The sequence below is a fragment of the Nocardioides sp. P4_G4 genome (assembly GCF_056401085.1).
This window is the reverse complement of record NZ_JBFUKA010000114.1, coordinates 1-11,030: the sequence shown is the minus strand read 5'-3', so window position 1 is coordinate 11,030 and position 11,030 is coordinate 1. Positions and strand designations below refer to the sequence as shown.

The 11,030-nt window shown below is 70.8% G+C and carries 10 protein-coding genes; 2 read left to right on the top strand and 8 right to left on the bottom strand.

Annotated features, from left to right (window positions below; all coding sequences use genetic code 11):
* Positions 1–197 (bottom strand): aldehyde dehydrogenase family protein (locus AC1DQF_RS19630; protein WP_477526913.1); only part of this gene is annotated, 197 nt, incomplete at its 3' end.
* Between the two features lie 123 nt (positions 198–320).
* On the opposite strand from AC1DQF_RS19630, the gene AC1DQF_RS19625 reads away from it, so the two are divergent.
* A complete protein-coding gene (locus AC1DQF_RS19625) occupies positions 321–1,721 on the top strand; it encodes an aspartate aminotransferase family protein (protein WP_477526912.1) in 1,401 nt (466 codons plus the stop codon).
* Positions 1,722–1,795: 74 nt separating this feature from the next.
* Here the strand turns inward: AC1DQF_RS19625 and AC1DQF_RS19620 are convergent, their stop codons facing one another.
* From AC1DQF_RS19620 to AC1DQF_RS19605, 4 genes are read right to left on the bottom strand one after another with little or no spacing between them, the layout of a single operon-like run.
* Positions 1,796–2,593: an ABC transporter permease gene (locus tag AC1DQF_RS19620; protein ID WP_477526911.1), complete on the bottom strand. Its 798-nt coding sequence runs from the start codon at positions 2,591–2,593 to the stop codon at positions 1,796–1,798.
* Positions 2,590–3,507: an ABC transporter permease gene (locus tag AC1DQF_RS19615; protein WP_477526910.1), complete on the bottom strand. Its 918-nt coding sequence runs from the start codon at positions 3,505–3,507 to the stop codon at positions 2,590–2,592. The genes AC1DQF_RS19620 and AC1DQF_RS19615 overlap by 4 nt, the downstream gene beginning before the upstream one ends.
* Positions 3,508–4,683, bottom strand: coding sequence for an ABC transporter ATP-binding protein (locus tag AC1DQF_RS19610; RefSeq protein ID WP_477526909.1), 1,176 nt, complete (start codon positions 4,681–4,683; stop codon positions 3,508–3,510).
* Complete coding sequence (locus tag AC1DQF_RS19605; protein ID WP_477526908.1) at positions 4,676–5,875, bottom strand: polyamine ABC transporter substrate-binding protein; 1,200 nt, start codon at positions 5,873–5,875, stop codon at positions 4,676–4,678. The genes AC1DQF_RS19610 and AC1DQF_RS19605 overlap by 8 nt, the downstream gene beginning before the upstream one ends.
* A gap of 183 nt (positions 5,876–6,058) precedes the next feature.
* On the opposite strand from AC1DQF_RS19605, the gene AC1DQF_RS19600 reads away from it, so the two are divergent.
* Positions 6,059–6,532, top strand: a complete 474-nt coding sequence (locus AC1DQF_RS19600) for an Lrp/AsnC family transcriptional regulator (protein WP_477526907.1) — start codon at positions 6,059–6,061, stop codon at positions 6,530–6,532.
* A 16-nt stretch (positions 6,533–6,548) separates the two neighbouring features.
* Here the strand turns inward: AC1DQF_RS19600 and gabT are convergent, their stop codons facing one another.
* The 3 genes from gabT to AC1DQF_RS19585 all read right to left on the bottom strand — a co-directional run.
* On the bottom strand, positions 6,549–7,904 hold the full coding sequence (gene gabT, locus AC1DQF_RS19595) for a 4-aminobutyrate--2-oxoglutarate transaminase (protein WP_477526906.1): 1,356 nt from the start codon (positions 7,902–7,904) through the stop codon (positions 6,549–6,551).
* A gap of 7 nt (positions 7,905–7,911) precedes the next feature.
* Positions 7,912–9,327 carry a flavin monoamine oxidase family protein gene (locus tag AC1DQF_RS19590; RefSeq protein WP_477526905.1) on the bottom strand — a complete coding sequence of 472 codons (1,416 nt, stop codon included), beginning with the start codon at positions 9,325–9,327 and terminating at the stop codon, positions 7,912–7,914.
* A gap of 95 nt (positions 9,328–9,422) precedes the next feature.
* Positions 9,423–11,030 (bottom strand): amidohydrolase (locus AC1DQF_RS19585; RefSeq protein ID WP_477526904.1); only part of this gene is annotated, 1,608 nt, incomplete at its 5' end.

The following is an 11,030-nucleotide window of genomic DNA, read 5'->3' as shown; positions in this document are numbered from 1 at the left end:
GTACGACCCCAGGAGCCGAAGGCCCGCTCGGCGGCGGCGTAGGCGCGGTCCACGTCCTCGGCGCCCGACAGCGGGGCGTGGGCGTAGACCTCCCCGGTGCTGGGGTCCAGCACCTCGTAGGTCTCCCCGGACACCGAGTCGACGGCCACCCCGTCGACGACGTTGCGGAAGGTCTGGGGGTCAGTGTGCTGGGCCATGGGGGCGAGCCTAGATGATTCCCGTAGTAAATCGGGAGGTCTGGCGACGGATTTCGTCGTCAGATGGACACGGGACACGCGGATCGCTTGCACTTCGGGGCTCTGGGCGAGCACCATGGATCCATGACCGACCCTCGCCACCCGGACTACGACCACCTCCAGCGGGCCGCCAAGGACCACCTGTGGCTGCACTTCACCCGGCAGGGGGCCTACGACCAGGCGGACGTGCCCGTGATGGTCCGTGGCGAGGGCGCCTACCTGTGGGACGCCACGGGCAAGAGGTACCTCGACGGCCTGGCCGGTCTCTTCGTCTCCCAGCTGGGCCACGGTCGCACCGAGCTGGCCGACGCCGCGGCCGCCCAGGCCCGCGAGCTGGCCTTCATGCCGCTGTGGTCCTACGCGCACCCGCCGGCCATCGAGCTCGCCGAGAAGATCGCGTCGTACGCGCCCGGCGACCTCAACCGGGTCTTCTTCACCTCCGGTGGCGGCGAGGCCGTCGAGACCGCGTGGAAGCTGGCGAAGAACTACTTCAAGCTCGTCGGCAAGCCGATGAAGCACAAGGTCATCAGCCGGGCCATCGCCTACCACGGCACCACCCAGGGGGCGTTGTCGATCACCGGGCTGCCCCTGCTCAAGCAGCAGTTCGAGCCGCTCGTGCCCTCGACGTTCCGGGTGCCCAACACCAACAGCTACCGCGCCTCGGACATCACCTCGGGACACCACGACGGCAGCGACCCGGAGGCGTTCGGCCGGTGGGCCGCGGACCAGATCGCGATCGCCATCGAGAACGAGGGCCCCGACAYGGTCGCGGCCGTCTTCCTCGAGCCCGTGCAGAACGCCGGCGGCTGCTTCCCTCCCCCGCCCGGCTACTTCCAGCGGGTGCGCGAGATCTGCGACGAGTACGACGTCCTGCTCGTCTCCGACGAGGTGATCTGCGCCTTCGGGCGCCTCGGCCACATGTTCGGCGCCGAGCGCTACGGCTACCAGCCCGACATGATCACCTGCGCCAAGGGACTCACCTCGGGCTACGCCCCCCTCGGCGCCATGATCGCCAACGAGAAGCTCATCGCGCCCTTCCTCGAGGACAAGGCGATGTTCGCCCACGGCTACACCTTCGGCGGACACCCGGTCTCGACGGCCGTCGGCCTGCGCAACCTCCAGCTCTTCGAGGAGGAGAAGATCCTCGAGCACGTCCGCGAGAACGAGCCCCGCTGCCGCGCGATCCTCGAGCGRCTCCTGGACCTGCCCATCGTCGGCGACGTCCGCGGCGACGGCTTCTTCTACGGGATCGAGCTGGTCAAGGACAAGGCCACCAAGGAGTCCTTCACCGACGAGGAGTGCGAGCGCATCCTCTACGGCTTCGTGTCCAAGCAGCTGTACGCCGAGGGCCTCTACTGCCGCGCCGACGACCGCGGCGACCCGGTCGTCCAGCTCGCCCCGCCGCTCATCTGCGGTCCCGAGCACTTCGAGGAGATGGAGCAGATCCTCCGCGTCGTGCTCGACAAGGCGTACTCGATGCTCTGAGGCCCTCGGGCCCCGGTCCGACTGTGCTTCCCTGCCGTCGGATGTTCCGCGCTGGACCGCCGGGAGGCCGTGCGTCAGGTACGGGCCCGGATCCTCCGACGGTTGCCGAGCTCACCGACGACGACGATGGTCACCGCGATCGCGAACATGAGCGTCCCCACCACGTTGACCTGCATGGGTACGCCGCGCTGCGCGACGCCCCAGACGTACATCGGGAACGTCGTGGTCGTGCCCGCGTTGAGGTTGGTGATGATGAAGTCGTCGAACGACAGGGAAAAGCTCAGCAGCGCAGCGCCGAGGATGCCCGGGAAGACGAGCGGGAACGTCACCCGCCAGAACGTCTGGGCCGGGGTGGCGTACAGGTCCATCGCCGCCTGCTCCAGGTTGTCGTCCATGCCGGCCAGCCGGGCCCGGACGGTGACCACGACGAAGGACAGGCAGAACATCACGTGGGCGACGAAGATGGTCCCGAAGCCGAGCTGACCGCTGAAGCCGGTGGCGACGAAGAGCGCCAGCAGCGAGGACCCGAGGACGATCTCGGGCGCGGCCATCGGCAGGAAGACGAGCAGGTTGCTGGCCGAGCGACCGGCGAACTGGTGGCGCACCAGCGCGAACGCCGCGAGCGTGCCGAGGACCGTCGCGACCGCCGTCGCGAGAAGGCCGATCTCGACACTGCGGACCAGCGCGTCGCACATGCTCGGGTCGGCGCAGGGATTGGCCCAGTTGTCGAGGGTGAACGCGTTGAAGGCGTAGACGTTGCGGCTCGCGGGATCGTTGAAGCTCATCAGCACCACCACCGCGATGGGGATGAACGTGTACACGAGGACCAGCAGGCCGAGGATCAGCACCAGGTGATCGCGAAGCCATCTCACAACAGCTCCTCCGTTCCGGCTCGGCGGACGTAGACCAGCACCATCACGACGATCAGGGCCATCAGGGTCATGGAGAGCGCCGCGGCCGTCGGGTAGTCGTTGGCGTCGGTGAACAGGCTCTGGATCGTGCCGCCGATCATCCGCTGGTTGGGCGAGCCGAGCAGCTCGGCGTTGATGAAGTCGCCGGACGCAGGGATGAAGGTGAGCAGCGTCCCGGACACGACGCCGGGCAGCGACAGCGGCCAGGTGACCTTGAAGAACCCGACCGCCGGGTGGGCGTAGAGGTCGCCGGACGCCTCGATGAGACGCGGGTCGATCTTGTCCAGGCTGGCGTAGAGGGGCAGCACCATGAAGGGCAGGAAGTTGTAGGTCAGGCCGGCGACCACCGCGATCGGCGTGGCCAGCAGCCGGTCACCCTCGCCGAGCAGGTGGAGGAACTGGAGCGTGCCGACCACCAAGCCGTCGTCGGCGAGGATCAGCTTCCACGACAGGGTGCGGACCAGGAAGCTGGTGAAGAACGGCGCCACGACCAGCACCAGCATCAGGTTCTTCCACCGGCCGGCCTTGAAGGCGATCGCGTAGGCCAGCACGTAGCCCAGGACCAGGCAGAACGCGGTGGCCAGGGCGCCGTACCAGAGCGAGCGCACCAGGGGCCGCCAGTACTCGCGCAGCGCGTCGACGTAGTTCTCGAACGCCCAGGTCATGTCGTAGCCCCGGAAGTCCGACCCGGCCGGGTCGTAGAGGCTGGTCGCGACGAGCGAGTAGAACGGCACCACGAAGAAGAGCAGCAGCCACAGCATGGCGGGCAGGAGCAGCAGGTAGCCGATCCGCCCGCGGTGACGACCGGTCTCGGCCGGGGCCTGCACCGCCGCCTCGGTCGTGTCGGGCGGTGCGACGCCCGCCGTGCTGGTCACTCAGGCCCCCGCGCGCTCGGCCGCGCCGGCGTCGGCGTCCTGCTCGCGGTCGAGGAGGAAGGCGTACTCCGGTCGCCAGGACAGCTCGACCTGCTCACCCTGCCGGAAGAGCCGCGTCCGGCCGGTGTTCTGCTGGAAGACCTGCAGCTCCTGGCCCCACGGCATCCGGACGAGGTACTGCGTGCTGACGCCGACGAAGCTGACGTCGCTGACGACACCGCCGCCGATGGTGTGGCCCGGCGCGTCGAGCTCCTCACCCGGCTGCCCGATGAGGACCTTCTCGGGGCGGATGCCGACCCAGCCTCGGTCCGAGTCGGTGTGCGCGCGAGCGGTGGGGACCGAGACGTCGAGGCCGTGCATCTCGACGGTGATGATGTCGGCCGCCCGGTGGCGCACGACGCCCTCGATGAGGTTGGACTGGCCCAGGAAGTTGGCGACGAAGGTGCTGCGGGGGTTCTCGTAGAGCTCGGCCGGCGCTCCGAGCTGCTCGATGATGCCACCGTTCATCACCGCCACCGTGTCGGCCATGGTCATGGCCTCCTCCTGGTCGTGGGTGACGTGCACGAAGGTGCGGCCCACCTCCACCTGGATGCGCTTGACCTCGATCTGCATCGCCCGCCGCAGCTTGAGGTCGAGGGCGCCGAGCGGCTCGTCCAGGAGGAGCACCTCGGGGCTGTTGATGAGGGCCCGGGCCAGCGCCACCCGCTGCTGCTGACCACCGGAGAGCTGCGCCGGGCGCTTGCGGGCCTGCTCGACCAGCTCGACCAGCTCGAGCATGTCGCGCACCTGCGTGTCGACGTCCTTCGCCCTGCGCCGACGCAGCCCGAAGGCGATGTTCTCGTAGATGTCGAGGTGCGGGAAGAGCGCGTAGTTCTGGAAGACGGTGTTGACGGGTCGGCGGTACGGCTTGGCGTGGGTGACGTCGTTGCCCGCGAGCGTGATGGTGCCCGAGGTCGGGTCCTCCAGCCCGGCCACCATCCGCAGCGTCGTGGTCTTGCCGCAGCCGGACGGGCCGAGGAGGGCGAAGAAGGACCCGCGCGGCACGTCGAGGTCGAGCGAGCGCACGGCGGTGAACGCCCCGAACTCCTTGGTCACCGCCCGCAGCCGCAGCCCGTCGTACGCCGCATCGTCGCCGCCCTGTCCGGCGGTGGGTGAAGCGGAGGAGGTATCAGCCACCTGTGACATCTGACCAGTCCTTCTCGTATTCGGTGATCTGGCGATCGTCGAGCGGCATGAAGGCCCAGGTCTGCGCGAGCGTCTCCTTGTCCGGGAAGATCAAGGTGTTGTCGACCAGCGAGGGATCGATCTTCTCCATCTCCTCGCGGGCCCCTTCGACCGGGCAGATGTAGTTGACCCAGGCAGCGAGCCGGGCGGCGACGGCGGGGTCGTAGTAGTGGTCGATCCACGCCTCGGCGTTGGCCTGGTGCTCGGCGCCGTTGGGCACGAGCATGTTGTCGCTCCACAGCGACAGCCCCTCCTCCGGTGTCACGAACCGGATGTCGGGGTTCTCGAACTGGAGCTGGATGACGTCACCGGACCAGGCCTCGCAGGCCACGATGTTGCCCGCGGCGAGGTCCTGGACGTAGTCGTTGCCGGTGAAGGCGCGGATCTGTCCGTCGCTGACGGCGCGGTTCAGCCGGTCGATGGCGTCGTCCCACTCGGACTGGTCGAAGTCCTCCGGGTCGGCGCCGATGGTCTTGAGGACGAACCCCATGGTGTCGCGCATCTCCGCGAGCAACGTGACCCGTCCCGCGAGCTCGGGGTCGTCGAGGAGCTGGCTGAAGCTGCCGACCTCGCCGGTCTTCGCCGCGTTGTAGGCGATGCCGGTCAGGCCCGTCTGCCACGGCGCGTGGTAGGTCAGGTCCGGGTCCCACGCGACGCCGCGCAGGGGCTCGATGAGGTTCTTGTGCAGGTTCGGCACCGTGGCCTTGTCCAGCGGCTGGATCCAGCCGAGGCTGATCATCCGCGCGGCCATCCAGTCCGTGAGCACGAACAGGTCGCGACCGACGGGCTCGCACGCGCCGAGCTGGTTGCGCACCTTGGCGTAGAACTCGGCGTTGTCGTTGACGTCGTCGGTGTAGCGCACCGTGATCCCGGTCCGCTCCTCGAACGTGTCGCGGGTGTTGCCCGGGTCGCGGCGCGGGTCGATATAGCCGGGCCAGTTGGACACCACCACGAGCGGGTCCTCGGCGGAGCGGTCGGTCGCCGCACAGTCGGCAGGATCCTGCTGGGCACCGGCCTGGCCGAAGAACGGCAGCACCGCCGCGCTGGCGCCGACGAACGCGAGTCCTCCGACGCCCCGCAGGACCGTACGACGAGTGGCTGCGCTCCGTGGTCCCGACGCACGGACGGGTGGTCCGGGTGTCACGAGACTCCCCTCCCGGCGTGCATCGACCAACTCCCGTCGTGATGTGGCGTGCTACGGATAGTGCCACTGCGGACCCTCTCCGGCAAGGAAAACCGTCGAAATGAAACATCCCGGCAACGAAATCGCTTGTTTGGCGACATCTTTGCTTTGACCCTGCGGGTCGCGTCCTGCCAGAGTGCGGCCATGACCCGCAACCACGACAGGGCGCCGGTGCACCTCGACGACGTCTCGAAGGCGATCATCGAGCAGCTCCAGCAGGACGGCCGACGCTCGTACGCCGCGATCGGCAAGGTGGTGGGCCTCTCGGAGGCCGCCGTGCGCCAGCGGGTGCAGCGACTCATCGACGGCGGGGTCATGCAGGTCGTGGCCGTCACCGACCCCCTCGAGCTCGGCTTCGCCCGCCAGGCCATGGTCGGGGTGCGGGTCCAGGGCCCGCTCGAGTCGGTCGCCGACGCGCTGGCCGCTCTCGACGAGGTCGACTACGTCGTCATCACGGCCGGCTCCTTCGACCTGCTCGTCGAGGTGGTGTGCGAGAGCGACGACCACCTGCTCGACCTCATCTCCTCACGCATCCGCACCGTGGAGGGCGTGGTCGCCACCGAGACGTTCATGTACCTGAGCCTGCGCAAGCAGACGTACTCGTGGGGCGTGCGCTGATCGCGTCGTACCAGGCTCAGGCCGGGCCGCTCCCCGCGAACGCCGCGTCGAGCACGTCGAACGCCTCGTGCAGCTCCGCGTCGGAGATGGCGAGCGGCGGCAGGAAGCGCAGCACGTTGCCGTAGGTGCCGCAGGTGAGCACGACGACGCCGTTGCGGTGCGCCTCGGCGGCCACCGCCTTCGCGGTCGCCGGGTCGGGGGTGGTGGTGCCGGCCTCGACGAGCTCGACGGCCATCATCGCGCCGCGACCCCGCACGTCGCCGACGCGCGGGTCGGCGGACCGGATGCGGTCCAGGCGCTCGGTGAGGATGCGCTCCACCTGGACGGCCCGCTCGACCAGGCCCTCCTCGAGGATCGTGTCCATGACGGCAAGGGCGGCGGCGCAGGCGAGGGGGTTGCCGCCGTACGTCCCACCGAGGCCGCCCACGTGGACGGCGTCCATCATCTCGGCGCGGCCGGTGACGGCCGAGAGCGGGAGGCCTCCGGCGATGCCCTTGGCGGTGACGATGAGGTCGGGCACGACGCCCTCGTGCTCGGAGGCGAACATCGCTCCCGTGCGGGCGAAGCCGGTCTGCACCTCGTCGGCGACGAAGACGACCCCGTGGGCCCGGCACCACTCGGCCAGCGCGGGCAGGAAGCCGGGCGCGGGCACGATGAAGCCGCCCTCCCCCTGGATGGGCTCGATGACGAGCGCCGCGAGGTTGGCGGCACCGACCTGCTTGTCGATGAGGTCGATGGCGCGGGCCGCAGCCTCCGCGCCCGACAGGTCGCCGTCGCGGAATGGGTAGGACAGCGGTGCCCGGTAGACCTCGGACGCGAAGGGACCGAAGCCGGACTTGTACGGCATCGACTTGGCCGTCATCGCCATCGTGAGGTTGGTGCGCCCGTGGTACGCGTGGTCGAAGGCGACGACCGCCTGCCGGCCGGTGTGGGACCGGGCGATCTTGACGGCGTTCTCGACCGCCTCGGCGCCGGAGTTGAAGAGCACGGTCCGCTTGTCGTGGTCGCCCGGGGTGAGGGCGTTGAGCCGCTCGGCCACCGCGACGTACCCCTCGTAGGGCGTGATCATGAAGCAGGTGTGGGTGAACGCCGCGACCTGCTCCTGCACGGCGGCCACGACCCGGGGCGCGCTCGAGCCGACTGTGGTGACCGCGATCCCCGACCCGAGGTCGATGAGCACGTTGCCGTCGACGTCCTCGACGACGCCGCCGTGCGCGCGGACGGCGTAGACCGGCATGGTCGTGCCGACACCCGCGGCGACCGCGGCGGACTTGCGGGCGGCGAGCTCGCGCGACCGCGGCCCGGGGAGCTCGGTGACGAGGCGGCGTGAGCCGGTCGCCGAGACGGCGGACGGGGGCAGGGTGCTGGTCATGGTGGGGCTACCTCTCGGAGTCTGCGCGGACCGATGACGTGGGTGCGGCGAGGATCCGCTGGGCCGCGGCCTCCCCCATGCGGATGCCGCCGTCGACGTGCTGGAAGCCGAGTCCGGCGATGTCGCTGCTCGCGAACGACAGCGGGCCGACGTCCTCGCGCGTCAGCGGCCCGAAGCGGGTCAGCGAGCCGGTGGCGAAGCTCGTGGCGTAGGCGCCCGCGGTCCACTCGTCGTGCATCCACGGGCTCTCGTAGTAGCCGACCGGCTCCAGCGCCCGGTCGCCGTAGTAGCCGCGCAGGGACTCGAGGACGCGGCGGCGGCGCTCGTCCGGCGCCAGCGCTAGCAGCTCGTCGGCCCGCTCGTCGGAGACGAAGCCGACCAGGGTGCCGCGGGTCTCGTCGGCCACGTCCTCGTTGGTGTTGTCGTAGGCCTCGTGCACGAGCGCGTAGGGGCTGAACGCCGTGCCCGAGAGCCCGGCGTCGCGCCAGAACGGCGTCTCGTAGGTGATGTGCAGCTTGATGACCAGCCCGAAGGACTGCTGCTGTCGCATCTGCTGGTGCGCGGCGGGCAGGGCCGGGGCGAAGGCCAGGCGGGCGACCAGCGTCGGGGGCACCGCCAGCAGGGCGTGCCCTGCGGTGATCGTCGTGCCGGCGGCGGACACGGTCACGCCGTCGCTGTCCCAGTCGATCGCCGTCACCGGGGTGCCGAGGCGCACGGCGTCGCCGAGGCGCTCGGCGAGGCGGAGCGGGACCTCCTGGAGCCCGCCCACGACGCGCCGGTCGAGGATGAAGTCGGCGTCGACGAGGTTGCTGAAGCTCCCGGCACTCGCCGCCATCAGGACCGCGGTGAGGGCGGAGAAGGCATGGGTTGGCTTGGTGAGCATCGCCGGCCCGACGTAGAGCGCGATGTTGTCGCGCGCCTCGAGGTCGTCGGTGGCACGGTCCAGCCACTCCGCGAAGGTGATCCGGTCGAGCTCGTCCGCGTCGGGGTGCAGCCACGGCCGGAGCGGGTCCATGTCCTTGGCCAGGCGATCCAGCTCCGCGGTGATCTTCTCGACCTCGGCGGCGGTCCGGTCGGGGACCGGGAAGGCGTCGCCGGTGAAGGTGCGCCGTACGCCGTCGAGGCCGATGTAGACCGACTCGCCCTCGCGATGACGGGGGTACGTCGCGAGGGCGAGCTCGTCCAGCACGGCCAGCAGGGCCGTCTGGTCCGGGGAGACCCACTGGCCGCCGACCTCGAGCCGGACGCCGTCGACGTCGTCGGTCAGCAGGCGCCCGCCGACCCGGTCCCGGGCCTCCAGCACGAGCACCGTCCGTCCGGCCTCCTGCAGCCGGCGGGCCGCGGTGAGGCCGGTGACGCCCGCACCGACCACCACGACGTCGACGTCGCGGTCGGTGGCACCGGTCGGAGCGTGGTGGGTCATGGCGTCAGCCTAGCGCCACTCCACCGATTTCGTTGCTCGGGAGGCGCTGGACAACCGAAATGAGCGGTGGGTGGGACATCACGCTGCCGAAAGCCTCACCCCTGGAAGACAAGACGGCCGTCGGCCCACGTGTGCGTGACCCGCGTCCCGGCGATCGCGGCGGGGTCGCCCGCGAGGAGGTCGGCGTCGACGGCCACGACGTCGGCGGCGTACCCGACCTCGAGCCGAGCGGTGACGTCCTCGAGGCCGTTGAGGTACGCCGTGCCGGTGGTGTAGCCGGCCAGCGCCTCCACCACCGTGAGCGCCTCGTCCGGCAGCAGCGGCTCGACCTCGGGTCCCTGGTCGGGGGCGCGGCGGTTGACCGCGACGTGCATCCCCAGCAGCGGGCCGGCCTCGGTGACCGGCCAGTCGCTGCCACAGGCGAGCCGCGCCCCGGCGCGCAGCAGGGATCCGAAGACGTACTGGTGCTGCCTGGCCGTCTCGGAGACGAAGGGCAGCGTGAGCTCCTCGACCGCCTGGTCGCGACAGGCCCACAGCGGCTGCAGGTTGGCGGTGACCTCGAGCGCGGCGAACCGGGCCACGTCCGCGGGGTCGATGACCTGCAGGTGGGCGAGGTGGTGCCGGTTGCCGCGTGGCCCGTTGACGGTGTGGGCGTGCTCGACGGCGGCGAGGCTGTCGCGCACCGCCCGGTCCCCCAGGGCGTGCACGTGCACCTGGAAGTCCTCGGCGTCCAGCGCGGCGACGTACTCGCGCAGGTCCTCGGCGGCGATGAAGGAGAGCCCGCGGTTGTCGGTGCGGTGGCCGTGCGCGTCGAGGTAGGGGTCGAGCATCGCGGCGGTGTGGGTCTCGCACACGCCGTCCTGCATGATCTTGACGCTGGTCGCCCGGACCCCGGCCCGGGCCGCGCGGCGACGGCGCTTGACCAGCTCGGGCACCTGCTCCAGGCCCCGCTCGCGGTCCCACCACAGCGCCAGCACCACCTTGGCGGTGAGGCGTCCGGAGGCGTGCGCGTCGAGGTAGGTGTCCAGGGTGTCGAGCATCCCGAGCCCGTCGCCGACCAGGGCGTCCTGCCAGCCGACGATGCCGCGGGAGTGCAGGTGCTGTTGCGCCGTCATCAGGGCGGACATCAGCTCGTCCGCGGTCGGCCGGGGCGCGAGGGCGGCGACGAGGTCCATCGCGCCCTCGTGGAGCGCACCCGTGGGCGCGCCGTCCGGGCCGCGCTCGATCCGGCCGTCGGCGGGGTCCGGGGTGCGGGCGTCGATGCCGGCCAGGTCGAGGGCCCGGGTGTTGACCCACGCGGAGTGGTGGTCGCGGTTGGGCAGGAAGACCGGCCGGTCCGGGCAGGCGCGGTCCAGCAGGTCGGCGCCGGGAACCCCTCCGGGGAACGCGTTCATCGACCAGCCGCCGCCGGTGACCCAGGGACGGTCCGGGTGCGAGGCGGCGTACGACGCGATCCGGTCGAGGTAGTCCTCGACGGTGTCCAGGTCGGTGAGGTTGCAGAGGTTGAGCTCGGTGCCCGCCTGCACCGGGTGCACGTGTGAGTCGTGGAAGGCCGGCAGCAGCCAGCGACCGGCGAGGCTCTCGACCTGCGTTCTGGGACCGACGWGGTGGGCGAGGTCGTCGCGGCTGCCGACGCCGCCGACGAGTCCGTCGCGCCGGGCGAGGCCGTCGCCGGCCCAGCGCCCGTCCCGGTACGTCGGGGC

Bases quoted from the DNA above. Each gene is read 5' to 3' on its own strand.
- AC1DQF_RS19590 (WP_477526905.1), bottom strand. From the start codon at position 9,327: ATGACCCACCACGCTCCGACCGGTGCCACCGACCGCGACGTCGACGTC.
- AC1DQF_RS19600 (WP_477526907.1), top strand. From the start codon at position 6,059: ATGACCCGCAACCACGACAGGGCGCCGGTGCACCTCGACGACGTCTCG.
- gabT (WP_477526906.1), bottom strand. From the start codon at position 7,904: ATGACCAGCACCCTGCCCCCGTCCGCCGTCTCGGCGACCGGCTCACGC.